Origin of the sequence: Rhodococcus ruber, assembly GCF_027270735.1 — a bacterium.
In the GTDB taxonomy this organism is placed as follows: Bacteria; Actinomycetota; Actinomycetes; order Mycobacteriales; family Mycobacteriaceae; genus Rhodococcoides; species Rhodococcoides rubrum_A.
Genome location: NZ_JAPWIJ010000002.1, coordinates 620,596 through 645,787 on the forward strand (window position 1 = coordinate 620,596; position 25,192 = coordinate 645,787).

Here is a 25,192-nt window from a genome sequence, read left to right on the forward strand (position 1 = left end):
ATGAGAAAGGGCACGCATCGGAATGCGTGCCCTTTTTCACGTTCTGGTCGGCAGATCCGAAAACCCCTCGATTACCGGATCCGCCGACCCTGTGTCCCCCGAATCGGGAGCAGCCGAAGCTGCAGTGATCAGCGCTCGATGATGGCCGTGACGCCCTGGCCACCGGCCGCGCAGATCGAGATCAGGCCACGGCCCGAGCCCTTCTCGGCCAGCATCTTTGCCAACGACGCGACGATGCGTCCGCCGGTCGCAGCGAACGGGTGGCCCGCGGCGAGCGAGGATCCGTTGACGTTGAGCTTGCTGCGATCGATGGAACCGAGAGCGCCGTCGAGTCCCAGACGCTCCTTGCAGTACTCGTCGCTCTCGAATGCCTGCAGAGTTGCGAGCACCACCGAAGCGAACGCCTCGTGGATCTCGTAGTAGTCGAAGTCCTGCAGCGTCAGGCCGTTGCGCGCGAGCAGACGCGGAATCGCGTAGGTCGGAGCCATCAGCAGGCCGTCCTTGAACGAGCTGTTGCCGTGGACGTAGTCGACCGCTGCGGTCTCGGAATCGACCAGGTGCGCGAGCACCGGGAGGTTGCGCTCGGCAGCCCACTCGTCACTCGACAACAGTGCAGCCGACGCGCCGTCGGTGAGCGGCGTCGAGTTACCGGCCGTCATGGTGGCGTCGCCCAGCTTGGTTCCGAAGACCGGCTTGAGCGTGGCCAGCTTCTCGACGGTCGATCCCGGACGCAGGTTGTCGTCGCGCGTGAGGCCGAGGAACGGCGTCACCAGATCGTCGAAGAAGCAACGGTCGTATGCGGCTGCCATGTTCTTGTGGCTCGCTGCGGCCAGCTCGTCCTGGTCCTCGCGGCGAACGCCGAATTCCTTGGCGGTGATAGCGGCGTGGTCACCCATCGACAGGCCCGTGCGCGGCTCGCCGTTGCGCGGGATCTCGATGCCGAGCATGCCCGGACGGACGTTGCCGAGGAGCTTGATGCGATCGCCGGTGCTCTTGGCCCGATTCAGAGAGAGCAGGAACTCGCGCAGTTCGTCGTTGACGCCGATCGGGGCGTCGGACGTGGTGTCGACGCCGCCACCGATACCGGCATCGATACGGCCCGACGCGATGGCGTCGCCGACGGCGATGATCGACTGCAGGCCTGTGCCGCAGGCCTGCTGGATGTCGAAGGCCGGGGTGTAGGGGCTCAGCGCGCTACCGAGAACGACCTCGCGGGTGAGATTGAAATCGCGCGAATGCTTGAGCACGGCACCGGCGGCGACGAGACCGAGGCGCTCGCCCTGCAGACCGAATCGCGACACGAGACCGTCGATGGTGGCAGTGAGCATGTCCTGGTTGGACGCCAGCGCGTACTTCTTGTCCGAACGCGCGAACGGAATGCGGTTGCCACCGACGATTGCGACCGGTCGTAGCTGCTTGCTTGTCACTGACGTCTCCAAACATCGTCCCCAGCATGTGGGGAATGGCCCTGGTGGAGTTTCATCTTACTGGCGAGTAAGTTGGTTGTCGACACCCGGTCGTGCGCCTCGCTCCTCGAGCGAGCAGCGCTGAATGAAAGGTACGACAGTGGCAGCCTCCAAGGGAGCCCCAGATCTCTACTCAACGTTCCTCGCGTCCGCGCCGGGAGCCTTCATCGCCAAGCAGGCAGGACTGCCGCAGCCCGAGAAGCTGCGTCGTTACAAGGCAGGCGAGCCGGCACTGGCCGGCCCGGTCCTGATCGGTGGCAGCGGCCGCCTCGTCGAACCCCTGCGTGAGCTGCTCTCGGACTACCCGCAGTCGCAGCCGCACGACGACAAGCACGGCGGACTCGTGTTCGACGCCACCGGAATCAGCAACGTTGCAGAACTCGAGCAGCTCTTCAAGTTCTTCCAGCCGGTCATCCGCAACCTCGCACCGTCGGCTCGCGTCGTCGTCATCGGCACCACCCCCGAGGAGACCTCGAGCGTCGACGAGCACATCGCTCAGCGCGCCCTCGAGGGCTTCACGCGTAGCGTCGGCAAAGAGGTCAAGCGTGGTGCCACGGCGCAGCTCGTCTACATCTCTCCCAACGCGTCGACGGGCCTCTCCGGCCTCGAATCGACTCTCCGCTTCCTGCTGTCGGCCAAGTCCGCATTCGTCGACGGCCAGGTGATCGCCGTAGGTGACGCCGATTCACAGGCACCTGCTTCCTGGGACAAGCCGCTCGCCGGCAAGGTTGCCGTCGTCACCGGCGCTGCCCGCGGCATCGGTGCCACCATCGCCGAGGTTCTCGCCCGCGACGGAGCCACAGTCATCGCAGCCGACATCCCTGCTGCCGGAGAAGCACTCTCGCAGACGGCCAACAAGGTCGGTGGCACCTCGCTCGCACTCGACGTCACCTCGCCCGACGCCGGCGAGGTCCTCTCGAAGCACCTGCTGGAGCGTCACGGCGGGGCCGACATCATCGTGCACAACGCAGGCATCACCCGCGACAAGACTCTCGCCAACATGGACGACGCCCGCTGGAACTCGGTCATCGGCGTCAACCTTGCTGCGCCGCAGCGCATCACCGACGAGCTGGTGGCCTCCGGTGCACTCAAGGACGGCGGCCGCGTCGTCGACGTCTCCTCCATCGCCGGTATCGCGGGCAACCGCGGCCAGACCAACTACGGCACATCCAAGGCCGGTGTCATCGGCTTGGTGCACGCTTCCGCGCCGGTGCTGGCGAAGAAGAACATCACGATCAACGCCGTTGCTCCCGGCTTCATCGAAACCGCGATGACGGCGGCAATTCCGTTCGCCACCCGCGAGGCCGGACGACGCATGAGCTCGCTGCTGCAGGGCGGCGAGACCGTCGATGTCGCAGAGTTGGTCTCGTACTTCGCTTCTCCCGCATCCAACGCCGTCACCGGCCAGGTCGTACGCGTGTGCGGCCAGAGCCTGCTCGGCGCATGAGCACCGTCACGCTCACCGCGCAGCCGAAGACATCCGACATCTACACCTCGGCTGCGCTCGGTGCGCTGCCGTTCTTCGGATCCAGATCGTCTTCGGTACCCAGCACGGTGTACGAGCTCAAGGGTCTGCGAGTGGACCCCGACAACCTCGCCGGGTACTGCCGCGCGACGGGGCTGCGATTCGGCGATCAGCTGCCGGTGACCTACCCGTTCACGCTGGTGTTTCCGACCGTGATGAAGCTGATGGTCTCCAAGGGCTTCCCGTTTGCCGCCATCGGATCGGTGCACGCCGAGAACGTCATCGAGCAGTTCCGCGGCATCTCGGCATCGGAGCCACTGGACATCCGAGTGCACGCGGAGAACCTGCGCGAGCACCGCAAGGGCTTGCTGGTGGACCTGATCAGTGAGGTCAAAGTGGGACGCGAGCTGGTCTGGAAGCAGACCTCCAGCTTCCTGAGCCTGCAGAAGACCTCGCTGTCGGGTGGACCTCGTGAAACACCGCCTGCAGACGAGGTTCCGCCGCCCCCGACCCGCACCCTGCGCGTCGACCAGCGGATCATCAGCCGGTATGCGGCCATCTCGGGAGACCGCAATCCGATCCACGTATCCTCGCTCGGCGCAAAGGCATTCGGATTCCCGAAGACCATCGCGCACGGAATGTGGAGTGCGGCAGCGGTACTGCAGACCGTCGAGGGTCGGATCCCGGAGGCCGTGAACTACAGCATCCGGTTCGGCAAGCCGATCATCCTGCCCGCGACGATCAACGCCTACGCCGATGCCGTCGGTACCGGCTGGGACCTGTCGCTGAAGAACCCGAAGAAGGGCTACCCGCATCTGACGGGAACCCTGCGCTGAGTTCGCGTCGCCCAGCTCGAAGTTATGGACGGATTTCCCCGGATTTCCGTCCATAACTTCGAGTTCGGCAGCCCTAGGTTGCGGCGGTCTTCTTGCCGGCCAGGCCCCGCCACGCCAGATTTTCCAGCAGGTCTGCTGCCGCGTCGACCTCGATTTCGCCGCCCGCGACCCTGTCGGCCACGGCCTCGCCTGCACCGACCAACGCCACGGCCATCAGCCCGAAATTCTGCGACTGCTCCGGGTCCCTGGTGCTCATCGCCAGCAAACCTGCCGTCAACTCGATCAACCGATCGCGGCTGCTCTGCACCTGTGAGGCAAATGCCTGCTGGCCGATGGCCTGGCGGTAGAGCACCATCCACGACTTCCGGTTCTCACCGACGAATCCGAGGAAGCCGATCAGCGCTTTGCGCAACTGCTCGCGCGGCGTCAGAGTCGGGTCTGCGGCCGGCGTCAGAGCTTCGACGAACTTGACGCCCTCACGATGGATGCACGCGGCGAACAACTCGTCCTTCGACCCGTAGTACAAATACAGCATCGGCTTGGAGATGGCCGCCTTCTTGGCGATCGAATCCATCGATGTCTCGTGAAAACCGTTGTCGGAGAACACATCCACCGCCGCGTCGAGCATCTGCTGCTCGCGGACGGCGCGGGGCAATCTCTTGGTGCCGCCAGCCATGGACCCTCCAATACGTACGAAGTACTAGACGTTACTCCACAGTAAGGTCGAGTACCGCGCAATCAGGCCCCGCACGCCCCCTTGAACCGGGCAACCGTCGCGGCGGCCTCGTCCACCTGCGCCGCGGCGAGGCGTCCCGTCGACACCGCGTCTTCGAGATTGTCCAACACTGCGGGCACCTGATCGGTGGTGAGCCACAGCGCCACATCGGCTCCCGCAACCAACGCCGCCTCCACCGCGTCGACGATCCCGAGCCGCGCAGTGATCGCCGCCATGCCGCTCAGATCGTCGGTGAAGATCGGACCGTCGAACGGAGCCGCCCCATATCCGACGCCATCGCGCAACAACGCCATCGCCGCCGGGCTGATGCTCGCCGGTACCCCGGGCTCGGTGAGCCCGGGCACGTCGAGGTGCCCCACCATGACCCCGACGCCGGTGTTGTTCAGCGCTGCGAACGGCAGCAGGTCATCGGTCTTCAATTCGTCGAGCGAGGGAGTGGTGACGGCACCGGTGTGGGAATCGCCCGAACCCGAGCCGTGCCCGGGAAAGTGCTTGATGACGGGCTTGATTCCAGCATCTTCCAGACCTCGCGCATACGCCCCCGCGTACTCGATGACGACCTGCGGATCATCGGAGAACGACCGATCGCCGATGACGGAATCATCGGGTTGTGCACTCACATCGACCACCGGAGCGAAATCGACGGTGACCCCGAGATCCTTCAGACCCCGTCCGCGCGTCAACGCCTCCTGGTACGCCTCGTCCACCGTCATCGTCTGTGCCAACACCCGTGCCGACGGTGCCTCCCCCAGCAGATCCGCGACCCGCGAAACCCGTCCACCCTCCTCGTCGATCGTGATCATCGGGGCCACCGCGGACGCGTCGAGAACCTGCAGTACCTCCCGATTGCCGAGCATCGACTCGTCGGTCCAACTGCCGACGAAGAGGCCGCCGACCTGCTCGGTGGACATGATCTGCACCGCGTCCGCAGTGCCGGTGACTCCGACGGTGAGCAACTGAGCCAATCGTTGACGCTCCGACAATCCGCCGACGAACGCCGCGCAATCGTCGACAGGCGGCACAGGCTGCGGCACGGTCGTGCCGGCTGCTGTCGTCGTCGAAACAGGGGGCACTGTCTGCGTCGACGCGACCTGGGTGGACTCGCTCGAGCACGAGACCAACAACCCCACACCGACCGTCATCACCGCAGCGGACCGAACCGAGTACCGAAATCGCATGAACACGACGGTAGTCGAGATCGTCGGTGTCGCTGCCGCCCCTCCGGTTGGGATCAATGCGCCTTTGTTGCACTCTGACCGACTGAAACCCACATTGATCCCGAAGGGGGTGGGGGTAATCTGGACGAACGCGACATGAGGAGGAGCTCGACCATGACCGCAGACCTCATCCTGATTGCCTACGACGGCTCCGACAATGCCAAACGAGCCATCGACTACGCCGGCCGGTTTCTCACCACCTCCCGCGCGATCGTTGTCACGGCATGGGAGCCGATGGTGCGTCAGGCAGCTCGAATGTCCGGCCTGTCCGGCGTCATGCAGCCCGAATGGGTGCCCGACGACGAGGCCGAGGACGTTGCGCTCACCGACGCGAAAGTGACCAACAGCGAGGGCGTCGCGCTGGCAGAGGCCGCAGGCCTGAAGGTGGAAGGTCAGTGCACCGAATGCACCACCGCCATCTGGAGCGCAATCGTGGAGAAAGCCGACGAGATGGACGTCGACATCATCGTCACCGGCACCCGAGGCACGACCGGTCTGCGTGCACTACTGCAGAGTTCGGTAGCCGAGCACGTGCTCCGACACAGCCACCGCCCTGTCCTGATCGTTCCCCCCGGCAAGTAAAGCGTCCGACGACTGTTTACAGTGACGCAGGTGATACCGTGATGCCCGCGTGGGGGTCCACCTCACCCTTTTATCTGTGAGCCGACTGACTGGAGAACCGAGATGAAGTTCGCTGTCCCGGGTGTCATTGCCGCCGTCGTCGGAGCCGTACTGGGTGCAGGCGTCGTGTTCGGAGTCACCGCCGCTGCAGCCGACAACTCTCGTCCGGATATCGATCGCACCGGAAACGCCGACTCGTCCTTGCTGAACCAGGTTGAGTACGGCAGCCGCTGACGCTGGTCGCATTCGTGGATCGATGATCTCGGCCGAGCCGCTCGGCCGTAAATGGCTACTCGGCGTCTCGGCTCTGGCACTTCTTCTCACCTTTCTGCAGGTCCCCGGCTTCACCGTCGCCGACACCAAATACGACCTGGCGCAGAACCCCCTCGGATTTCTCGACCGCGCCTCGCATCAGTGGAACAGCGCGGCACCGTTGGGCCAGGTGCAGAACCAGGCCTACGGCTACTTCTTCCCGCACGGAGCGTTCTTCGCCGGCGGAGACCTCCTGTCCATCCCACCGTGGATCACGCAGCGCATGTGGTGGGCACTGCTGCTCATCGCCGGGTTCTGGGGAATCGTCCGACTCGCCGAGGCCCTCGGCATCGGCAGCCGCAGTTCTCGCCTGATCGCGGCAACGGCCTTCGTTCTGTCTCCGCGAGTGATCACCACCCTTACGTCGATCTCTTCGGAGACGATGCCGATGATGCTCGCTCCGTGGGTGCTGATCCCGATCGTGCGGTGTCTCACCGGCGACAACGCGAAGCAGACGGCTCGCCGGGCCGCGGCGCAATCGGCGCTCGCAGTCGCGTTGATGGGCGCGGTCAATGCCGTCGCGACGGCTGCCGCCGTTCTGGTGGCCGTGATCTGGATGCTGTCGCATCGGCCGAACAAGCGTTGGCTCGTGTTCAGTGCCTGGTGGACCGGCTTCCTCGTTCTCGCAACGCTGTGGTGGGTGGTGCCATTGCTGTTGTTGGGCAAAGTCTCTCCACCATTTCTGGACTACATAGAGTCCTCCGGCACCACCACCCAGTGGACGTCGTTGACGGAAGTGTTGCGCGGCACCGGCAGTTGGACGCCGTTCGTCTCACCCGAGCGCGTGGCCGGTGCCGTTCTGGTGACCCAGCCTGCCGCGGTCATCGCAACGGGCTTGATCGCGGCTGCTGGAATCGCAGGCTTGGCGATGCGATCGATGCCGGCCCGAGGCCGGCTGACGATCATGCTGTTCGTCGGTCTCGTCGGGCTCGGTGCCGGGTTCGTCGGCGATCTGGACGGCCCGTTCGCGGCAACAGTGCGATTGTTCCTCGACTCCGCGGGCGCGCCGCTACGCAACATTCACAAACTCGAGCCGGTCATTCGAATCCCGTTGGTACTGGGCCTCGCTCACCTCTTGGGACGCGTTCCGCTGCCCGGGTCGGTGCCGCGGCCACAGTGGCGATCGGCCGTCGCGCATCCGGAAAAGCATCCGATGATGGCGGTGACCGCGTTGGTGTTGGTGGCGTTGGCGCTGTCCACCTCGCTCGCATGGACGGGCAAGCTCGCGCCTCGCGGAGCCTACGAGGCCGTTCCGCAGTATTGGCACGATGCCGCGGACTGGCTCACCGCCCACGCGTCCGGCTCGAGTCCCGACGGTTCCGATGCGCAGCGCGCACTGATCGTGCCCGGCGCACCGTTCGCGTTGCAGACCTGGGGACTGACCCGCGACGAGCCGTTGCAGGCTCTCGCCACGACGCCCTGGGCCGTCCGCGACGCCGTGCCGCTCACCCCGCCCGGAGCCATTCGCGCGCTGGACTCCGTGCAGCGACTCTTCGCCGACGGGCGTCCGTCCAGCGGACTGGCCGACACCCTCGAAGGACAGGGCATCAGCTACGTCGTCGTGCGCAACGACCTCGATCCCGAAAATTCTCGGTCCACACGTCCGGCATCGGTGCACCAGGTGCTCGACGGTTCGCCGGGATTGGCCCGGGTGGCCGAGTTCGGTGAGGACGTTGCTCCCGGTCAGGTCGACGGCGTTGTGCTCGACGGTGATCTGCGGCCGCCGTATCCCGCTGTCGAGATCTATTCGGTGAACGGATCGGCCGATACCCCCGCGTCCGGCCCTTACACGGTCGATCTCGATCGGGTCCCGGTGGTACAGGGTGGACCGGAGTCGATTCTGCGTTCTAACGAACTGCGCAACAACGGGATTCGCACTCCCGTGCCGGCTGGTCCGACAATGCTCGCGTCGGACGCAGCTGCCGCCGGCATACCCGTCGACTCGGTGACGGTGACGGACACCCCGATGAACCGCGAGACCGACTTCGGCCAGGTCGACAATCACAGTTCTGCACTGCGGGCCGCGGACGAACCCCGGCGATCGCTGAACGAGGTTCCCGACTACCCGGTGTACGGGGCGGAGACCGTGGACGCCGAGTGGGAAGGTGCGACGCTGACGGCGTCGAGTTCGGCATCGGACGCAACGCAGATCGGTGGCAGCGCACCCGGCAGCGGTGTCGCGGCCGCAGTGGACGGCGATCTGGCTACCAGTTGGATCAGCAACGGGATCGAACGCGCTGTGGGGCAATGGCTTCAGTTGGATTTCGATACCCCGGTTCGCGGCGGTCTGCTGCACCTGCGCACCAGTCCCGGAACGATCGGCGACCCGGTGAAATGGGTCGAGGTCACCACCCCGAACGGCTCCACCGCGGCGCGGGTCGACAAGCCCGGGGACCCGATGACAGTGTCACTGCCGGGTGGCGAAACGCCGTGGCTGCGGATCACCGCGAAATCGACGGTCGATGGAACCCGCGGAAGCCAATTCGGCATCAGCGAGGTCTCGGTGGACGACTACTCCGATCGAGACAACCCGAAGCCGGTGCCGATCGTGCACCGTGCAGTGTTGCCCGATACTCCGGCCGGGGCGAGCGTCGACGCGTGGGAACTCGGCCAAGAATTTCCCGGGCGCTCCGGATGCCTCGACACCGAGGATCGAATCCGTTGCAGCAGTGGACTGTCCAAGTCTCCGGAGGAGCTGGGGCGTTTCTCGCGCACGATCGACGTGCCGATGGGTACCGCGGTCATCCCCGATCTGACGGTACGCACGCGGCAGTCGCCCGAACTCGAGGCACTGCTGGCTCAGCCGGGTCGACCGCTGGCCAGCGGGGCGTCGGACGTCGCAGATCTGGAGGGTTCCGCCTTCGCCGCCACCGACGGTGACCCGCGCACATCCTGGACCGCACCGGAGAAGTCGATCACCGACCGAGCGGGCACCAACCCCACTCTGACCATCCAATTGCCCGCTCCCACACTGGTGGACGGGCTGAAGCTCAGCCCCAGCCTCGGCGCACTTCCTGCCCACCCCACCCGGGTCGCGGTCAACCTCGGCAACGGCCCGATGGTTCGCGACCTGGACACCGACGGTTCGACGACAGTCGAACTGGCACCGTATGTGACCGACAGGATCGTGCTGTCCATCGTGGACTGGGACGGCGTCTTGGATCGAAATTCATTGGGCTTCATCCAATCTCAACCACCTGGTTTTGCCGAAGTGACGCCGCTGTCCGCAGGCGAGCCGATCGGTGCCCCGTACGACGGTGACCGTCGGATCACGGTGGACTGCTTCAACGGTCCCATCGTCTCCATTGCCGGGCAGACGGTGCGCACGTCGGTGACTGCCACCGCGGACGAGTTCCGTTCCGGCGAACCGCTGAAGGCGTCGGTGTGCGACGCCGACACCCCGGTGAACGAGAACTTCGTCAACCCGGTGTCGTTGCCCGAAGGCCGTCAGGACGTGGTGGTCGAGCCGGGAGCATCGTTCTTCGTCGACGGTATTCGGTTGCGCACCATGCCCATTCCGGCCGACTGGCCGACGAGCTCGGCACCGCAAGCGGCGAGGACCACGGCCTGGAGTCCCGATCACCGCGAGGTGACGCTCACTTCCGCGACCGAGGATCGACTACTGGTGATCCCGGAGAGCAACAACATCGGCTGGCACGCAACGTTGCCCGGCGGTGCCGAGCTGTCCCCGGTTGTCGTCGACGGGTGGCAGCAGGCCTGGATGGTTCCGGCGGGGGCGTCGGGCACGATCTCGTTGGATTTCACCACCGATCGCTGGTACCGGCTGGGCATCTTCGGGGGGCTACTGCTGTTGATCCCGTTGCTGTTCGCGGCGATTCGCGCGCCCCGCACGGTACCGAATCCGGGCCCGCCGCCGCGCCCGTGGCGCAGCAGCACGGCCGCATTCGTGGCACTGCTCGCAGCAACCATCGTACTGGCCGGGATTGCCGGCGCGGTCACTGTTGCCGTGATCGGAGTCGGTGCGGTGTATCTGGATCGCCGTTTCGATCGCGCGCTGTCCTCACGTGTATTGATCTGCACTGCAGGCGGATTCGCCATGCTCGGTCCCGCGTTGCTGTCGCTCGGTCCATGGCGAGCGTCCGACGGGTACGTGGGCGGATCCTACGTAGTTCAGCTGGCAGCGTTGATCGGGATCGTCGCGCTGGCGATCAGTGCGATACGGCGTCCGTGAGAGGTGCCTTCTTCGGCGCGAATCGCCGTCGAGCAGGTTCTTCCACCAGCGCGTAACTGGCCGCGGCCACCGGGATCGACAGCGCAAGAGTCACCGTCAACACGAACCACATTCCGCCCGAGAACGGGATGATGCCGAACACCGGGAACACCACAGCCAGAACGGCCAAGTGCCAGATGAAGATTCCGTACGACCACCGACCCAGCGTGAGCATCACCGGATGCTCGAACACTCGGTGTCTGCGACCGGTGTCGGCGAGTACCAGAGGCGAGAGCATCGCGAATGCGAGAATCGCACCGAAGACGATCTTGAGCTCGAATTGCCACGGCTCGGGCCGAACCAATCCTTGTGGGCCTGCCAGTGGAGTCGCCGACAGCACGAAGGCAGTCAGTGCGATCGACGGCATCACCCAACTGCGCCGAGCCCACCGATGTACCCAGGTCTGCGGTCCGACGGACACCTCGGCCAACACCATCCCGGCCGCGAACCAGGGAAGGTAGCCGGGCAGCCAGTTGTCGTGGTGAATCGCTTCGGCAGTCGTGATCGGCAGAAATCCCCAGGACAGCGTCACCGCGGATGCACCGAGCAGCACCCGGATTCGGTATCGGGCCGAGGCCCCGCGCAATCGGACCATCAGCCACGCGAAGACAGGCAGCAGTAGATAGAAGGCCACTTCCACCGACAGCGACCACATTTGCGTCATGCCTTCGGTCAACGTCAACGGCACGAACACCTGCGTCAGCGAGAGATTGGCCAACCACACCCGGTAGTCGCCGCCCGCATGCGGGAGAAACAGCAGTACCAGCACGACGACGACCCAGTAGGCCGGCAGGATACGTACCGCGCGCGACCAGAAGTAGCGGCGAGCAGACTGCGCCTGCGTGAGCCCCCTGGCCTGCGCGGCATGGGGACGCCACAGCAGAAACCCCGAGAGCGCGAAGAAGATCGCCACGGTGAGATCGAACCTGCCCCAGATCCGACCCATAAGCGGGGATTCGGCGGCACCGGTCTGGAAGGCCACGTGGGTGACTACGATGCCGATCGCGGCCAGCGCGCGCATTCCCTCGAGAGCAGGGACGAACGCACGCAGCGGTACGACGGATGCCGAATCGACTCGAGTACTCATGGTGGCTCAAGTGTGCCGTGTCGAACCGGCTCGGACGAGACCGGCACCACTGTCGACTGTTACTGTCACCTGCGACGTGTCGTAAGAAATCGGGCATCGGGTCGGGGGCGCACGCTGGTCTCGCCTGCGGTGTCTTCCAGTGAAGCGGTCGACTAAGGAGAATCAGCATGGCGGAGCGCTCAGGGCCGAGCCGGATATTGGCTCTTGTACTCATCGGCTTGGGTGCATTTCTGGTGGTCGCCGCCATCCTCATACCTACCTATACGGTCTCGGCGCTCGAGAAGACGCCGCTGGACCTCGAGGTAACCACCGTCTCCACCGGCGAAGGCAGTGTGCTGAACGCAAGCTCCCTCGCCGCCGGCCGCGCGGTCGTCGACCAGAACGTTCCGCTCGTCTCACAGCGATTCGTCACCGTCGAGGATCCCTCCGACGCCGACATCATGACGCTGCAGGCCGGTCAGACCCTGCGCCGCAGCGACAAGCAGGCCGACACGGGACTGCTGACCGCCAGCGTCGACCGCGTCACCATCGACCGCAAGACCTCGATGCCCGTCGAGAGCCCGATCGGCACCATCCAGGTGGCCGGCGACAAGCCCGCCGAAGAAGTTGCCCACACCGGTCTGCAGTACAAGTTCCCGTTCAACTCCGAGCAGAAGAGCTACCCGTACTTCGACGTCAACGCTCGTGCGTCCAAAGACATCGATTTCGTCGAGGCCACCGAGATCAACGGCACGCCGGTGTACCAGTACCAGCAGACCGTCGGTCCGGTCGACCTGTCGACGGTGGTCAATCTGCCGACCAACAAGGTGACCCTGCCCGCCGACACGTGGGGCGTCGAAGGCGGAGCAGCGCCGGTGACGATGACCCGCTGGTACGAGAACACCCGCACCCTGTGGGTCGAGCCCGAGACCGGTGTCGTCGTCAAGGGTGAAGAACAGATTCACCAGTACTACGGACGTGAAGCAGGCAAGCCCGAGGTCGACGTGCTCAACGCACCGATCACGTTCGACGAGAACACCGTCGAATACCAGATCCAGCAGGCCAAGGACGGCCAGGACAAGCTCTCGCTCTTCGGCCGTACGGTTCCGATCGTCGCGGGCATTCTCGGTGTCATCTCCCTGATCGCCGGAGCGTTCCTGCTCCTGCGCGGCGGAAACGGTGGACACCGTCAGCCTGCCCGCACGGACGCGGCTCCGCGCCCGACCCCGAGCGGCGGAACCGCACCGAACCGCGACTGGACCACGGATCGCACGGAAGAAATTCCGAGGACGAACCTCAACAAGGAGTAAGTGCGCTACGCGCAGTGGCGTGGTTGAGTGCCCGTGAATGCACACAACCACGCCACTCGTCTATGCAGGGACGGGGACCGAACTCTGCGATGCTCCTCGAATCGGTACGGTCGTGTTGGCCGGGTCTCGTAGTCGACGGCCCGTTGCCCGGTGGTGTGCGAAACGACATCTGGTCCGGACAGCTCGACGGCGTCCGCGTTGTCATCCGGCACTCACGTCGCAGTCCGGATTCCCGATCCTGGGAGTGGCACCTACTGCGCCACCTCCACGAATGCGGCATCCATGTGCCTGTGCTCATTCCGTCAGCGGCGGGCGACGTGGACGTCGACGGCTGGCACGTCTACGAGTACGTGGAAGGCTCGCACCCCGAACCGAAAGACTCTCGGATCACCGACGCACTGGTAAAAGTCCACGCTGTCACCGTGGGCTGGCCACAGCGCCCAGGGTCGGCGAGTTCGATCGATCTCCCGGTACTCCAAGTCGGTGGCGACGTGAACCTGACCGCTATGCCGACCGTTTTGGCCGGCCAGATCGTCGATGCCTGGAGACGTGCACGGAAGCCGTCCGCCACATGCGTTGTCCATGGCGATGCAAGCGCCCGCAACGCGATCATCGACGAGCACGGCAGCTGCGTGTTGATCGATTGGGACGAAGCGCGGGTAGACCAGCCTCATTTCGATCTACCGGTCGGGCCGACCGAGCTCCGAGCGAACCTGGCGTGGGAGATCGCCACGTGCTGGGTACCCGAGCCCAACTACGCCAGGTCCTTGGTGCAGGACTTCACCGGTGCGCCCCTACCTTGAGCGACTTCGGATTCCGTTGTAGCCGAATGCCTTCCGAACCGGAACTGCGAACAGACCTTTCGATATGGGCGCAACGCACACGACGGGTCGACTTCAAGATCCCCAGCGAGATCCGTCCCTCTGCCGACTGACGGGCCCTTCCCACAACACCAGTGCACACACCACCACCATGGTCACCGCGGCGGTGGCTGCGGCGACGGTGACGAACTGGGCCAGCGTCGAGGCCACGAACAGCAACAGCAACACCTCGGCGGCGAGGGCGAACCAGGCGACAAAAGCAAGGTGGGTGCGCTCGCCTGCGATGGCCCACAGCAGAGCGCTCTGCAACACGGCCAGACATGCGCCCTGCAACACGAACAGCCAGACATAGTTCTGCACACCGGAATACGTGTCGCCGACCACCAGCGGCAGCAACGGCGACGCCAGTGCCCCGCCGATCACCAGCACCGTGCCCAGACCGGCGACGACGGCCAGAGCCGAGCGCACCGCGGCCGCAGAATGCAGGGGGTTCGCCATTCGCGGGTACAGCACCACCCCTACGGCCTGCGGCAACCAGAACGCCGCTTTGGACGCAACGGCACCGACGGCGTACAGCCCGGCCTCGTTGCTACTGAGCAGAGTACGAGCAAGGACCAGATCCAGTGCCGACATCGCGATCAGCACCAATTGCACCTGGGATGCCTGCAGTACGGCCAGGACGGTGACCTTGGTTTCCGACACCGAGCTCACCGGCACGCCTGCCGTCCATCGCGCACCGATGGCCACCGCGCCGATTCCGGCCGCCGTCGCCAGGAGGACCGAACCGGGTCCGCCGCCGAGTGCGAGCACCACCACCGCGGGTGCCACCTTGCCGAAACCGGCCGCAGCCAGCACGAGGCTCAGAGCCCCGAAGCGCCCCCGCCCCTGCAACAGCCCCTGCTCGGCGGCAAGCAGCACCAACACCGGTGCCGCGATGACCGCCGACACGGTTGCGGCCATCGAGATGTCCATGGCGGCGGACAGTGCGGGAGCGAGCGCCACCGCCAGCACGCCCACGACCGCCGCACACCGATACCCGACGGTCCGCAACTCCCTCGAACTGCGCCCGCGCACCACCTCACGCGCGACGACGGACTGCAACGCCAACGCCGGAACAGCGAGAACCAGTTGCGCAGCAAGCAGACTCGCGAATTCGCCGTAACCCTCGACGCCGAGCATCCGACTCGCAAGCACCTGCAGCAGATACGCCGCAACGTTCGCGAACATCGAACCGGCCGTCACCATCCCCATCCCGGCGACCGACGCACCCGGCGTGTGGTCTGCCTCGGACGAGGCGCGGAAAGACATGAGCCCACGGTATAGGGTGCCGATCATGGCGCGGTCGAGGTCGAGGTGGACGCCACCGCTCTACAGTCTGCTGCTCGCGCTGGTGATTCTCGGGCCACTCCTGGGCCCCGGCTACCTCCTGCTGCGCGACGCCGTCAGTACTCCACGTTCCTACTTCACCGACTCGGCCTGGGGAATCGCCGACGCGGCCGCGCGGGCCGTCCCGCAGGACGCCGCAATGGCAGCGTTGACGACGGTGTTCGACGGTGGTCTCGTCGTCAAGATCATCCTGCTGCTGGCGCTGTGGCTGGCCGGTTGGGGCGCCGCCGTCATGGCTCGGGCGGTATTGCCGACGGCCCCATTGCCCGCGCTGCTCGTCGCGTCGACCGTGGCGATGTGGAACCCCTACGTCGCCGAGCGTCTGCTGCAAGGACATTGGAGTCTGATCGTCGGCTACGCCGCCCTCCCCTGGACCGTGGTCGCCGCACTCGCAGTCAGGCGGGCTCGTTCCTGGTGGGCTCTTGCCGTCTGCCTCGCTGCCGCCGGCCTCACTCCCACCGGCGCGCTGCTTGCCGCGACCGTTGCGTTGGTGATTCTCGCCCTCCCCGGGGGTGCCCGACGCGGCCTGCGCGTTTTCGGTTTCCTCGGACTGGCGGTGGTGGCGTCGGCGCCGTGGCTGGTGGCGACAGCGGTGTCCGGCAGTGGCGTCGAGCAGACGGATCCGGCGGGGTGGGCAGCGTTCGCGGCTCGCGCGGAGCCTGGCCTCGGCACCCTCGGCTCATTGGCCGGCCTCGGCGGAATCTGGAATTCCGATGCCGTACCCGTCTCCCGTACAGGCATTTTCGCGTTCGTGGGCACGGCGCTGCTGCTGATCGTCGTCGCGTTCGGTGTTCGGCCGCTGATCAGGCGTCGAAGAAATCCGGTGGTCCTGGGACTCGCTGTCGTTGCGTTGCTCGCCATCGCAGCCCCTGCGCTGGCAGCGACGGGGCCGGGGCTGGCAGCGGCCCGTGCACTGGGTGAGACGCTGCCCGGTGCCGGTCTGCTCCGGGACTCGCAGAAATGGGTCGCGCTGGCGATGCCGATCTATGCCTTGGCCGCCGCGGCTGCGTTTTCTCCCCGGCGTCGACCGAATCCGGTGCAGCCAACCGCGCTGAGCGCGGTCCAGCGCACCCGATTCGGCAGCGTCGTTGCGATATTGGCCCTACTGATCGCACTACCCGACCTGGCCTGGGGCGTCGGGAACTCGATGCGGCCGGTGGCGTACCCGGCGTCCTGGCAGGTGGTCGCAGCCGAATTACAGAGCAGCGCAGGCGATGTTGCGGTACTACCGGCCGGGATGTTCCGCCGCTTCCCCTACAGCGGCACTGCACCCGTTCTCGATCCTGCGCCGCGAATGTTGCCGCTGGACGTGTTGCAGACCGGCGAGCTCATCGTCGCGGGCGGAACGGTGCGGGGCGAGGGCACTCGCGCCACCGGCGTCCAAAATGCTCTTCTCGCAGGTGAATCCGCGGAGACACTCGCAGAATTGGGCGTCGGTTGGGTGCTGGTGGAGAACACGACCCCCGGAGAGCTGGGCGACTCCGCGCAGACGCTGGACCTGTTGGACGCCGTGTACGAGGACGAGCAGCTCACGCTCTACCGAGTACCCGATCCGGTCCTCACCGAGAGCCGATCGAACACGGCCGTCGTTGTCGCCCACCTGGCCTGGGCGCTGCTGCTCCTCGGAGGTCTAGCGATAGGACTGCTGGGCCGAATCCGAGTGCTGCGCACCCACCAACCCTGACGACCACGCTCCACGCGTCGTCGCGTCGAGCACCGAGTAGACGCCTTCTGCGCACTGCTCCCAGGAGAATTCCCCCGCGCGGACGCGCGCTTTCTCACCCAAACGAGTGCGGGCTTCGACGTCCTGCAGCAGCTCCGAAACGGCAGCGGTCAGACCCGAAACGTCGCGGTCCTCGACCGACTGTCCGCCCACCAGAACACCGGTGACGCCGTCGATGACCGAATCGGTCAGCCCTTTGGAGCTTCGATAGCCGACCGTGGGAACGCCGTGCTGGGCGGCTTCGACGACCGCGAGGCCCCAACCCTCCTTGCGCGAGGGCATGACGTGCACCCACGAACGGCCGAGCAGCTGGTGCTTGCGCTCCTCGGCGACGTGGCCGTGGAAGGTTACGTACTGCTCGATCCCCAGCTGGCTCACGTAGTCACGGAGGTTCTGCTCCCACCAGCCGCCACCGATGACGTCGAGGTGGATGTCGGGGATCCGGCCGCGCAGGGCCGCGACGACGTCGAGAGCGTCCTCGATCTGCTTGTGCGGAACCAACCGGGACAGCACGGTGAGCGACGGATACGCGGTGCGGGTGCGCTCGTCACCCTCGGGGACCGACTGCGGGATCTCGTCGGCCCCGTTGCGGACCACGGCGATGCGCTCGCGGTCGACGCCGAGGGCGATCAGCTCGTCCGCGGACGGCAGGGACACCGTCAGGTACTGATTACGACGGTGCACTCGGGGAGACACCGTCGATTCGAGCCACCAGCCGAGCTTGGCCATCATCGGTCCTGCGACCGGCCACTGCTCGCGATGGCAGTGGTGCACCAGCAACGTGACGGGAACGCCGAGCGCGGCACGGGAGAAGAAGGGAATGCCGTTCTGGGTGTCGATCACGGCGTCGGGTGCGATGTCTTTGAGCGGGCCGAAACCGAGTCGCCCGGCCGCGATGGCGGCCAATGCGCGGGGATACACCGACAGGCGGCCGCCACCTCGGCTGATGCGGATGCCGTCGACGATCTCCTCGGCGGGAGCTCCGGGGTACGACGCCGTCCTCAGCGTGACGCGGACGCCGCGTCGAGCCAGACCTGCGCCTACCTGCTCGAGGTAACGCTCGCTGCCGCCGCCCTGCGGGTGCCCGGTATCGCGCCAGCACAGCAACAGAACCTCGCGCACAGCTCGCTTCACCCAATTTCCGCATGCTCGTCTCGACCGCCGTCGATTACCGCTGCCACAGTAACCGCTAGGGTTCGTTTTCGTGACTTCCGCCGTGACACGTCTGTTCGCCTCTCGCGCGACACTGCGCCGCTCGGTGAAGCTACTGAAGGACTTCGGCCACGAGCAGAGCGAGCCGGACATCTTCTACGGCGCCCTGGCGCGCGATTCGGTCGAGCTGATCGGTGATCTGTACCGGGGTCTGACCGGCACGGACATGTCTGCCGCGACGGTGTTGGACGTGGGCGGCGGACCCGGCTACTTCGCCGAGGTGTTCGGAGCGAGCTGCGCACGCTATCTGCCCGTCGAACCCGATGCCTCGGAGATGCATGCGGCGGGACTGCAGATTCCCGGTTCGGTGCGCGGCTCCGGCATGGCACTGCCCTTTCGCGACAACAGCGTCGACATCTGCTTTTCGTCCAACGTCGCCGAACACGTACGCGAGCCATGGACCATGGCCGAGGAGATGCTCCGTGTCACCAAACCCGGGGGTCTCACGGTGCTCTCGTACACCATCTGGTTCGGCCCGTTCGGAGGCCACGAGACCCGGCCCTGGCACTATCTCGGCGGCGAATACGCGGCCCGCCGCTACGCCCGCAAGACCGGACACGAACCGAAGAATCGCTTCGGCGAATCACTGTTCGACATCAGCGCTTCGGACGGATTGCGTTGGGCACGAAGCACTCCCAACGCAACGCTGCTCGCTGCATTTCCGCGCTACCACCCACGCTGGGCATGGTGGATGATGCGCGTTCCGATATTCCGCGAGTTCCTCGGCAGCAATCTCGTCCTCGTTCTCGAACCGAGCGCATAACCTGGATCGATGACGGCACTCGCGCTCGACATCGGCGGCACCAAGATGACAGCGGCACTCGTCGGCGAGGACGGTCGACCGCAGAACCCGGTCACGGTGCCGACTCCCGAGTCCGGGGTATGGGCGGTGTGCGCGGCGCTGCTGCGTGACGTCGCCGAAGGCCACACCGTCGAATGCATCGGCGTCGCCTGCTCCGGGCCGGTGAACCTCGAGACCGGATCGGTCGCCCCGATCAACATCGACGAGTGGAAGAACGGATTCGGTTTGGGCGAGCACATCGCCGCCGTGCTTCCCGATGCCGAAATACGTCTGGCAATGGACGGCAGCGCAGCGGCATTGGGTGAGTATCGCTTCGGTGCCGCCGTGGGGGTGCCCGACGTACTGAGCCTGGTCGTGTCGACCGGCATCGGCGGCGGGTTGGTGCTGGGCGGCCGGATCGTCGCCGGAGCCAGCGGCAATGCCGGTCACATCGGCCACATCGTCGTCCCCGGTTCGACGACGCCCTGCGCGTGCGGCGGAATCGGGTGCGTCGAAACGGTGTCGAGTGGGCCGTCGGCGGTGCGGTGGGCACGTGAGCAGGGGTGGCCGGGGAGTACTGGTGTCGAACTGGCCGCGGACGCCGCCGCAGGCGAACCACGCGCCATCACCGCGCTGCAGCGCGCCGGAGTTGCTCTGGGCCAGGCGATTGCCTCGGCCGTCGCGCTGACGGACGTTCGCATGGTGGTGATCGGCGGCGGCTTCGCTCAGGCCGGCCCGCCGCTGTGGGACCCGATACACGAGTCGATCGCCTTGCACGCCCGGTTGACATTCCTCGACGGCCTGCACGTAGTGCCCGCTGCACTCGGTGGCATGGGAACCCTGTCCGGGGCAGCCGCTCTTACGACCTGACCCACACAGCCAGAACGGGGCCCACCCCTCGGTGAGCCCCGTTCCGTGTCGTGAATACTACGCGCCCAAACGCTGCTTGAGGGCGTCGAATTCGTCCTGAATTCCGGTCGGCAGTTTCTCGCCGACGAAGTCGAACCACTCCTGGATCAGCGGAATCTCTGCCCTCCACTCGTCGGTGTTCACCGCGAGTGCCTCGGCCACGTCGTCGACGGTGGTGTCGAGACCGTCGATGTCGAGTGCCTCGGCCGTGGGGACCACGCCGATCGGAGTCTCGATGCCGGCAGCCTTGTGCTCGATGCGCTCGACGATCCACTTGAGCACGCGCGAGTTCTCACCGAATCCGGGCCACAGGAAGCGCTTGTCGTCGCCGCGGCGGAACCAGTTGACGTAGAACACCTTCGGCAGCTTCGACTCGTCGGCGTTCTTGCCGAGGTCGATCCAGTGCTGGAAGTAATCGCCCACGTTGTAGCCGAGGAACGGCAGCATCGCCATCGGGTCGCGTCGGACGGTACCGACGGTGCCCTCGGCGGCAGCGGTCTGCTCGGATCCGACGGTGGCTCCCATGAACACGCCGTGCTGCCAGTCGCGAGCCTCGGTCACCAGCGGAACGGTGGTCTTGCGACGTCCACCGAACAGGATTGCCGAGATCGGCACGCCCTGCGGGTCGTCCCACTCGGGAGCCATCGACGGGCACTGAGCCATCGGCACGCAGTAACGCGAATTGGGATGTGCGGCATCGGTTCCGGACTCTGGCGTCCAGTCGTTGCCCTTCCAGTCGATGAGGTGATCGGGCTTGCCTTCGAGGCCTTCCCACCACACGTCTCCGTCATCGGTCAGGCCGACATTGGTGAACACCGAGTTGCCCTGATCGATGGTCTTCATCGCATTCGGGTTCGAGTCCCAGTTGGTGCCGGGCGCGACGCCGAAGAAACCGAACTCGGGGTTGACGGCGTAGAGACGACCGTCCTCACCGAAGCGCATCCACGCGATGTCGTCGCCGATGGTCTCGGCACGCCAGCCCGGAATGGTCGGCTGAATCATCGCGAGGTTGGTCTTGCCGCACGCGGACGGGAATGCCGCCGCTATGTAGTAGGCCTTGTCCTCGGGCGAGATCAGCTTGAGGATCAGCATGTGCTCGGCGAGCCAGCCCTCGTCGTGGGCCATCGCCGAGGCGATACGCAGCGAGTAGCACTTCTTGCCCAGCAGAGCGTTTCCGCCGTAACCGGATCCGTAGCTCCAGATCTCGCGGTCCTCGGGGAAGTGCGTGATGTATTTGGTGTCGTTGCACGGCCACGGCACGTCGGCCTGGCCCTCGGCGAGCGGTGCGCCGAGCGAGTGCAGCGCCTTGACGTAGAACCCGTCCTCGCCGATCTTGTCCAACGCGGCCTGACCCATGCGGGTCATCACGCGCATGGAGATGACGACGTATTCGGAATCGGTGAGCTCGACGCCCAGCTTCGGATCGGCGGCATCGAGCGGGCCCATGCAGAACGGAACGACGTACATGGTGCGTCCGCGCATGCAGCCGCGGTAGAGATCGGTCATCAGCGTCCGCATCTCGGACGGGTCCATCCAGTTGTTGGTGGGACCTGCGTCGATCTCTTCCTTGGAACAGATGTACGTGCGCGATTCGACACGAGCGACGTCCGACGGATCGGAGTTGCCGAGGAACGAGTTGGGCTTCTTCTCGTCGTTGAGACGAGTGAAGGTGCCTGCCTCGACCAGCTTGTCGGTCAGGCGCTCCCACTCGGCGTCGGATCCGTCAGCGAACACCACGGAATCCGGTTCGGTCAGTTCGGCTACCTGAGCAACCCAGGCAAGCAGTTCTTTGTGTCGAGTCGGCACGCTGTCGGTGCCGCTCAAACCGGGAATGGTCGCTGAGGTCATCTAACTCTCCTGGGGTTAGCCGGAACCGGGAAGAATTCGCACGATCGCTGTGGGCAAGCACGCACGAGTTGATCTCGGTTTTCCCCTCTCGGCGGGGCGCTGCTCGACCGTTCGAGCTGCAGTACACCATGTTACTGGGTACGGCAAGCCGAGGACCGAGCGCCGGATGTCCTGTTCATCAGGTTAACGCCGAGCGACGTGAATCCAGAAACAGGGTGTTGTCCGATTGGTCACAAGACCGATTCAGATTGGGAAAGATCCGCGCAAGAAGGCCTCGACCAGGGGCGATGCGGTGTCCGTGCCGTGGCGTTACAGCTCGCCCGAATCGGACATTTCACCCCTGCCAATACCGTTCGCCTCGCGAAAAATCTCCCAGCTTCGGTATTGGCCGTCACGTCCGAAGGCGGTGAACTTGTCTGTCACACCATCCCCGTCGACGTCGGTCGCCACTGTGATCCCGGCATCGGTATGCCGCACGGTGGTCTCGTAGTGACCGTCGCCGTCGAGATCCAAGAGATCAGCCGCGACCACGGGCGCACCCGCGTCGAACTCGTGTTGCGCCACGTCATCCGTGGGAAAACCTTCTGCCGCGAAGCCATCCACCGCGATCATCGACGCCCCTCACCCAGTTCGACCGACACTGCACCTACTGACTCCGACGCACGGATACATCGAACGGTTCCACCGGACCGCGGAATCGCTCCAGCCCCCGTTCGAGTGCAGAGAGATCGCGATCGCACGCCGACAGCAGCGCCGATCGGTGATCGGCAAGCCTGCGCAGTTCGACATCCACCTCGGCAAGCGCGACATCGATGCGGGCCGCGGCCTCCCGGTCCGCGATCGCGACGGCGGCCGCGAGCACGGACTCGGCTTCGAGAATGCGCGAGAGCAGCCGCTGCTCCACCGCGGACTTCACCCGGGCCAGGCACTCCTGCGTCCAGCTCCGCAGGTGTGTCCGATCGGCCACCAGCGCCCGCGACCGCGTCAACCACCACGCGAGCGCACCGCCGAGAACAAGGGTGATCACGGTGTTGGCCAGCGCCCATGCATGCACCAGCGCCAACGGGGAGACGATCAAGCGTCCGAGGCCGACCCCAGCCGACGCCCCGACCACGATCATGATGGCGTCCTCGATGCCGCGCCGCCGCGACGGTGCCTCGATGTCGAGCGACGCGTCCTCCATGCTCGCCTGTGCCACCGTCGGGTCGAGCCCCAGATCGGACTCCACCGCTCGCAGTCCCGCGGTCAGCGCAGCGTCGGCTCGACTCTGCGCACCTCGCGCCGACTCGGCGACGTGCGCGGGCAGGTGCTTCAGCTCGGCCCGCCGGGCCCCGTCGATCGACCGCCGCACCTCGACGCCCAGTTCGCGAAGATCCTCCGCGGCGGCATGGAGCAACTCCACCCGAACCCGTTGAATCCGATTGTGCAACAGTGCACGCCGATCCACACCGAGGCTCTCTCGTTCACCGACCAGAGCAGCTCGCCGCGCCCGAAGTGGAACGGAGTCGCTACCCGCGGTCACTGCCCGTGCTTTCGCGACGATCGACGCCCTGGCTCCGACAGCGCAATCCTGCACCGCTGCAGCGTATTTACGCTGCGATCCCAGAGCCGCGGCGTCCAGCAGCAGTGCGCCGAGCCGGTCCGTCACAGCCTCCAAGCCGGATTCGGCGCACATTGCCGCGTCGCCACTGTCCCTCCCCACCCGTGCCAACCGGACCGAGATCGGGTGAAACGTGCACTCCACCGCTCGCGGAACACACTCGGCAACCACGTCACCGTCGGCGGTCATCACCTCACGCCAGTGCCTGTGCACGTCGATCTTGTTCACCACGAACACGACCGGCGTGGATTCGAGTGCCCCTCGCCATCGCTCGATTTCGACACGGCCGACCGGAGCCGACGCGTCGACGACGATCAGCACGACGGCTGCGTCGGTTACCGAATCCGAGAATTCGATGCCACCGAGTCGGGACAGCTCGCGGCGCAGTTCCGACTTCCCCGATCCGGCCGTGCCGGTGAGGTGCACCCCAGCAGGTCGGCTCTCGCGCGCCCGGGCGATCCGGTCGAGAGCCTCCGAGTTCCAGCGCCGAAGAACGCTTTTCATGTCCTCCGACAACGGCGTCATCGCCGCAGCATCCGCACGTAGCCCCGACACAACGCGAGCGCCGACCGACGCACTCCCGAGTCCCCGGCGGCGGCCGCGCGCTGTTTCCACAGTGCTGCCTGCTCCACCACGACCTGCTCGGACCCGGTCTCGATCGGCACGCCCAAATGCAAAGCAGCGCAGCGCATTTCCGCTGCCACGGCCTCGTCCGAGGCCAGGTACGACTCGACGGCACCGCGCACCTGTCGATGCCGAGCGCCGATCTGCTGCAGGCTCCGGTGCAGGTCCGCATCGCGCCCCGCTGCGGCTGCCGACACCGCCGTCGACACCCCGGCCACCACCGCGTCGACACCGGTGGCATCGGTCAGCTCACGCAGCGCATCACCGTCGGACGCAGCGGTTCGCCGGCGCAGCACGTCGATCAGCAGGGCCGCGCCGCGCAGTTCGATGCACTCGATCAGTGCCTCTCGGCGACGCGTCGAGACGGTGATGTCGGCGGCGAGGAAGCGATCCACGGTCAGCAGGTCTGCCGGGCCCACCTCGCTCGCAGCGACGGCGCGCGCATCGGCCATGACGAGCGACACACCGGGTCGCCCCGTGCCGCGCAGTCCCGCTGCGGTGGCACCCATCACCGGCAGCACCGTCCGCGCGAGCTGTTGCGAGGCCGCCGCAGCCGCTGCCGCTGGATCGTCCAGGGTGTCCGCCTTGGTGAGCACAACGACCGTCCTGTCCGACGCGCCGCCGGTAGGAGAACTCAGGAACGCGGTGTCGACCGGCGACACCGCGCCTGCGATCACGTAGACGAGAACGTCGAAGCCCGTGCTGTCGGTGCCGCTGTCTTCACGAACCCGCACATCGAGGCCGTCCGCGTCGAGGTGTGTCGATTCGAGGATCGCGAGGATCGCAGATTTGCCCACTCCGGTTCGACCCGTCACGCGCACGATCACCGGGCGCAGTCGATCCTGCAGCGCGGTGTCGACAGCCTCCCGGGCATCGTCGTTCACCGGTCCCTCGCACGAGCTCGCTGCGGTGCGGTCACGCAATCGGCCGAAACCCGCCACGCTCATGTTCGATCCCCCCAGAACGACCGCCGTCTGCCCCCGGACGCGGCGCACAGCCCCCTGCTGCGGCACCGATTCTGGCACATC

General features: G+C 66.0%; 20 protein-coding genes. 10 read left to right on the forward strand and 10 right to left on the reverse strand.

Annotated elements, in window-relative coordinates:
• Window positions 1–128 precede the first annotated feature (128 nt).
• Entirely contained in the window at window positions 129–1,427 is a 1,299-nt protein-coding gene (locus tag O4220_RS06665) for an acetyl-CoA C-acetyltransferase (protein ID WP_269602897.1), read from the reverse strand.
• 139 nt (window positions 1,428–1,566) lie between these two features.
• On the opposite strand from O4220_RS06665, the gene O4220_RS06670 reads away from it, so the two are divergent.
• Together O4220_RS06670 and O4220_RS06675 are read left to right on the forward strand one after the other, a co-directional pair.
• Window positions 1,567–2,913 (forward strand): 3-oxoacyl-ACP reductase, encoded by a 1,347-nt coding sequence (locus O4220_RS06670; protein WP_032378373.1) that lies wholly within the window; start codon window positions 1,567–1,569, stop codon window positions 2,911–2,913.
• Window positions 2,910–3,767: a MaoC/PaaZ C-terminal domain-containing protein gene (locus tag O4220_RS06675; RefSeq protein WP_032405280.1), complete on the forward strand. Its 858-nt coding sequence runs from the start codon at window positions 2,910–2,912 to the stop codon at window positions 3,765–3,767. Before O4220_RS06670 ends, O4220_RS06675 begins: the two co-directional genes overlap by 4 nt.
• 73 nt (window positions 3,768–3,840) lie before the next feature.
• Here O4220_RS06675 and O4220_RS06680 read toward each other — a convergent pair whose 3' ends face one another.
• Together O4220_RS06680 and O4220_RS06685 are read right to left on the reverse strand one after the other, a co-directional pair.
• Window positions 3,841–4,443, reverse strand: a complete 603-nt coding sequence (locus O4220_RS06680; RefSeq protein ID WP_032377568.1) for a TetR/AcrR family transcriptional regulator — start codon at window positions 4,441–4,443, stop codon at window positions 3,841–3,843.
• Window positions 4,444–4,505: 62 nt separating this feature from the next.
• The gene (locus O4220_RS06685; RefSeq protein WP_269602898.1) at window positions 4,506–5,681 is read right to left on the reverse strand and encodes a glycoside hydrolase family 3 N-terminal domain-containing protein; all 1,176 of its coding nucleotides are present in this window, start codon (window positions 5,679–5,681) and stop codon (window positions 4,506–4,508) included.
• 153 nt (window positions 5,682–5,834) lie between these two features.
• Here O4220_RS06685 and O4220_RS06690 point away from each other — a divergent pair, with 153 nt between their 5' ends.
• The 3 genes from O4220_RS06690 to O4220_RS06700 all read left to right on the forward strand — a co-directional run bounded on the left by O4220_RS06690 (window position 5,835) and on the right by O4220_RS06700 (window position 10,845).
• Entirely contained in the window at window positions 5,835–6,302 is a 468-nt protein-coding gene (locus O4220_RS06690) for a universal stress protein (protein ID WP_032377566.1), read from the forward strand.
• Window positions 6,303–6,404: 102 nt separating this feature from the next.
• Window positions 6,405–6,575, forward strand: coding sequence for a DUF2613 domain-containing protein (locus tag O4220_RS06695; RefSeq protein ID WP_080730504.1), 171 nt, complete (start codon window positions 6,405–6,407; stop codon window positions 6,573–6,575).
• 22 nt (window positions 6,576–6,597) lie between these two features.
• Window positions 6,598–10,845 (forward strand): alpha-(1->3)-arabinofuranosyltransferase domain-containing protein, encoded by a 4,248-nt coding sequence (locus O4220_RS06700; RefSeq protein ID WP_269602899.1) that lies wholly within the window; start codon window positions 6,598–6,600, stop codon window positions 10,843–10,845.
• Here O4220_RS06700 and O4220_RS06705 read toward each other — a convergent pair.
• A complete protein-coding gene (locus O4220_RS06705) occupies window positions 10,823–11,971 on the reverse strand; it encodes an acyltransferase family protein (protein WP_269602900.1) in 1,149 nt (382 codons plus the stop codon). The genes O4220_RS06700 and O4220_RS06705 overlap by 23 nt on opposite strands.
• A 167-nt stretch (window positions 11,972–12,138) precedes the next feature.
• Between O4220_RS06705 and O4220_RS06710 the strand changes: the two genes are divergently transcribed.
• Window positions 12,139–13,260 (forward strand): DUF3068 domain-containing protein, encoded by a 1,122-nt coding sequence (locus O4220_RS06710; RefSeq protein ID WP_269602901.1) that lies wholly within the window; start codon window positions 12,139–12,141, stop codon window positions 13,258–13,260.
• Window positions 13,261–13,349: 89 nt separating this feature from the next.
• Entirely contained in the window at window positions 13,350–14,063 is a 714-nt protein-coding gene (locus tag O4220_RS06715; protein ID WP_269602902.1) for an aminoglycoside phosphotransferase family protein, read from the forward strand.
• Window positions 14,064–14,156: 93 nt separating this feature from the next.
• On the opposite strand, the gene O4220_RS06720 is transcribed toward O4220_RS06715, so the two are convergent.
• Window positions 14,157–15,389 (reverse strand): polysaccharide biosynthesis protein, encoded by a 1,233-nt coding sequence (locus O4220_RS06720; RefSeq protein WP_269602903.1) that lies wholly within the window; start codon window positions 15,387–15,389, stop codon window positions 14,157–14,159.
• 25 nt (window positions 15,390–15,414) lie between these two features.
• Here O4220_RS06720 and O4220_RS06725 point away from each other — a divergent pair, with 25 nt between their 5' ends.
• Window positions 15,415–17,151 (forward strand): hypothetical protein, encoded by a 1,737-nt coding sequence (locus tag O4220_RS06725; RefSeq protein WP_269602904.1) that lies wholly within the window; start codon window positions 15,415–15,417, stop codon window positions 17,149–17,151.
• Here the strand turns inward: O4220_RS06725 and O4220_RS06730 are convergent.
• Window positions 17,098–18,312 carry a glycosyltransferase family 4 protein gene (locus tag O4220_RS06730; RefSeq protein ID WP_269602981.1) on the reverse strand — a complete coding sequence of 405 codons (1,215 nt, stop codon included), beginning with the start codon at window positions 18,310–18,312 and terminating at the stop codon, window positions 17,098–17,100. The genes O4220_RS06725 and O4220_RS06730 overlap by 54 nt on opposite strands.
• 94 nt (window positions 18,313–18,406) lie before the next feature.
• On the opposite strand from O4220_RS06730, the gene O4220_RS06735 reads away from it, so the two are divergent.
• Window positions 18,407–19,165: a class I SAM-dependent methyltransferase gene (locus O4220_RS06735; RefSeq protein ID WP_269602982.1), complete on the forward strand. Its 759-nt coding sequence runs from the start codon at window positions 18,407–18,409 to the stop codon at window positions 19,163–19,165.
• Between the two features lie 9 nt (window positions 19,166–19,174).
• Window positions 19,175–20,053: an ROK family protein gene (locus O4220_RS06740; protein ID WP_269602905.1), complete on the forward strand. Its 879-nt coding sequence runs from the start codon at window positions 19,175–19,177 to the stop codon at window positions 20,051–20,053.
• A 57-nt stretch (window positions 20,054–20,110) separates the two neighbouring features.
• Here O4220_RS06740 and O4220_RS06745 read toward each other — a convergent pair whose 3' ends face one another.
• From O4220_RS06745 to O4220_RS06760, 4 genes are all read right to left on the reverse strand, one after another.
• Window positions 20,111–21,940, reverse strand: coding sequence for a phosphoenolpyruvate carboxykinase (GTP) (locus O4220_RS06745; protein WP_269602906.1), 1,830 nt, complete (start codon window positions 21,938–21,940; stop codon window positions 20,111–20,113).
• 309 nt (window positions 21,941–22,249) lie between these two features.
• Entirely contained in the window at window positions 22,250–22,552 is a 303-nt protein-coding gene (locus tag O4220_RS06750) for a DUF6802 family protein (protein WP_269602907.1), read from the reverse strand.
• A gap of 34 nt (window positions 22,553–22,586) precedes the next feature.
• Window positions 22,587–24,065, reverse strand: coding sequence for a hypothetical protein (locus tag O4220_RS06755; RefSeq protein ID WP_269602908.1), 1,479 nt, complete (start codon window positions 24,063–24,065; stop codon window positions 22,587–22,589).
• Entirely contained in the window at window positions 24,062–25,111 is a 1,050-nt protein-coding gene (locus O4220_RS06760) for a hypothetical protein (protein WP_269602909.1), read from the reverse strand. Before O4220_RS06760 ends, O4220_RS06755 begins: the two co-directional genes overlap by 4 nt.
• Between the last annotated feature and the right edge of the window lie 81 nt (window positions 25,112–25,192).

Coding starts and splice junctions, on each gene's coding strand:
- O4220_RS06720 (WP_269602903.1), bottom strand. CDS start 15,389: ATGTCTTTCCGCGCCTCGTCCGAGGCAGACCACACGCCGGGTGCGTCG.
- O4220_RS06750 (WP_269602907.1), bottom strand. CDS start 22,552: ATGATCGCGGTGGATGGCTTCGCGGCAGAAGGTTTTCCCACGGATGAC.
- O4220_RS06695 (WP_080730504.1), top strand. CDS start 6,405: ATGAAGTTCGCTGTCCCGGGTGTCATTGCCGCCGTCGTCGGAGCCGTA.
- O4220_RS06675 (WP_032405280.1), top strand. CDS start 2,910: ATGAGCACCGTCACGCTCACCGCGCAGCCGAAGACATCCGACATCTAC.
- O4220_RS06680 (WP_032377568.1), bottom strand. CDS start 4,443: ATGGCTGGCGGCACCAAGAGATTGCCCCGCGCCGTCCGCGAGCAGCAG.
- O4220_RS06745 (WP_269602906.1), bottom strand. CDS start 21,940: ATGACCTCAGCGACCATTCCCGGTTTGAGCGGCACCGACAGCGTGCCG.
- O4220_RS06685 (WP_269602898.1), bottom strand. CDS start 5,681: ATGCGATTTCGGTACTCGGTTCGGTCCGCTGCGGTGATGACGGTCGGT.
- O4220_RS06700 (WP_269602899.1), top strand. CDS start 6,598: ATGATCTCGGCCGAGCCGCTCGGCCGTAAATGGCTACTCGGCGTCTCG.
- O4220_RS06705 (WP_269602900.1), bottom strand. CDS start 11,971: ATGAGTACTCGAGTCGATTCGGCATCCGTCGTACCGCTGCGTGCGTTC.
- O4220_RS06725 (WP_269602904.1), top strand. CDS start 15,415: ATGGCGCGGTCGAGGTCGAGGTGGACGCCACCGCTCTACAGTCTGCTG.
- O4220_RS06760 (WP_269602909.1), bottom strand. CDS start 25,111: ATGAGCGTGGCGGGTTTCGGCCGATTGCGTGACCGCACCGCAGCGAGC.
- O4220_RS06755 (WP_269602908.1), bottom strand. CDS start 24,065: ATGACGCCGTTGTCGGAGGACATGAAAAGCGTTCTTCGGCGCTGGAAC.
- O4220_RS06690 (WP_032377566.1), top strand. CDS start 5,835: ATGACCGCAGACCTCATCCTGATTGCCTACGACGGCTCCGACAATGCC.
- O4220_RS06740 (WP_269602905.1), top strand. CDS start 19,175: ATGACGGCACTCGCGCTCGACATCGGCGGCACCAAGATGACAGCGGCA.
- O4220_RS06710 (WP_269602901.1), top strand. CDS start 12,139: ATGGCGGAGCGCTCAGGGCCGAGCCGGATATTGGCTCTTGTACTCATC.
- O4220_RS06715 (WP_269602902.1), top strand. CDS start 13,350: ATGCTCCTCGAATCGGTACGGTCGTGTTGGCCGGGTCTCGTAGTCGAC.